This window comes from Pseudaminobacter soli (ex Zhang et al. 2022) (genome assembly GCF_014595955.1).
Taxonomy (GTDB): domain Bacteria; phylum Pseudomonadota; class Alphaproteobacteria; order Rhizobiales; family Rhizobiaceae; genus Kumtagia; species Kumtagia pseudosoli.
Map to the genome: position 1 here is coordinate 91,059 of NZ_JABVCF010000017.1, position 1,251 is coordinate 92,309.

Genomic DNA, 1,251 nt, shown 5'->3' on the forward strand with positions numbered 1-1,251 from the left:
CTCTTTAGGCAGCATGTTCTCGTCAACGAGGCGCTGAAATCCGTAGCCATTTCGGACGCGGGCATCACGAAACAGACTCTCTACGAGGTTGAGCGCTCTCAATTCACCCGATCAACGTATGACCGTGCAATGGAATCCCTGCATCGCGTCAACGACGAAATCGTCGGTCTGATCCACAAATCGTGGGGTCGTTGATGTCCAGAAAGAACCTGCTGAGGTCGCTGACCGAACGCAAGTTGACTGCGGTCAACTCGACCCCAGACACGCAATCAGAGGCCGAGAATTCACCGGCTGCACTGTCGCCAGCAATGGAGCGAAATCGCACTCGCGGGGCATTTGGAGCGATCACGAAATCGATCGACGAGTTGGCAGAGAAGGCACAGGCAGCAAAGGAATTCGAAGCCAAGCTACTCGAAGGCGCGACCGTCGTCGAACTTGATCCCGCGATGGTCGATGCATCCTTCGTTGCCGACCGCATGGGTGACGATCATCAGGCCTTCGACGAACTCGTAGAAGCCATCCGTCATAGAGGGCAGGACAGCCCGATCCTGGTACGTCCGCATCCAGATCTAGAAGGCCGCTACATGATCGTGTTCGGTCATCGTCGTGCCCGTGCAGCTGGCGTTCTCGGTAGACCCGTGAGGGCCGTTGTCAAGGAACTCGATGACAAGGATCATGTAATTGCTCAGGGGCAGGAGAACAGTGCTAGAGCAGACCTGTCATTCATTGAGAAGGCTGTCTTTGCCAGAAATCTCGAACGGGAAGGCTATGACCGCGATGTGATCATGGCTGCGCTTTCCGTCGATAAGACGGTGGTTTCAAAGATGATCTCCGTCAGCAACGACATCCCAAGCGACATTATCCGCGCAATCGGTCCGGCAAAAAATAGCGGGCGAGATCGTTGGTACCGGATCGCTCTCAAGTTCCGAGGGGGCGGTGCGAGCGGGAGGGCAGGGGAGCTTATGGGGTCTCCTGAATTCCAATCGGCTGATAGCGATCGACGCCTAGAACTGCTGACCAAACACTTGGAAAGTGATCGGCCAAAGAAGACGTCGACTCGTGCGAAGCCCAACGGCAAAGCCTGGGCTCCAAACGATAGATTGGTCAGCGTCATCGCAAAATCGCGACCGAAGGGCTACTCGCTGGATCTCACAGAGAAGGATGCGAAGCCTTTTGGCGAGTGGATTTCGAGCAATCTGGACAGCCTCTACGAGGCGTTCAGGACGTCGGAGAAGTAGGAAACGGAGATAC

At 55.6% G+C, this 1,251-nt stretch carries 1 protein-coding gene and 1 pseudogene; both read left to right on the forward strand.

All coding sequences use genetic code 11. The annotated features are described in order from the left end of the window. Positions 1 to 195 (forward strand): annotated as a pseudogene (locus tag HUI96_RS29155) (plasmid partitioning protein RepA); the annotation flags it as partial. Next, positions 195 to 1,238 carry a plasmid partitioning protein RepB gene (repB, locus tag HUI96_RS25340; RefSeq protein WP_425299297.1) on the forward strand — a complete coding sequence of 348 codons (1,044 nt, stop codon included), beginning with the start codon at positions 195 to 197 and terminating at the stop codon, positions 1,236 to 1,238. The pseudogene HUI96_RS29155 and the gene repB, both read left to right, overlap by 1 nt. The last annotated feature ends 13 nt before the right edge of the window (positions 1,239 to 1,251 follow it).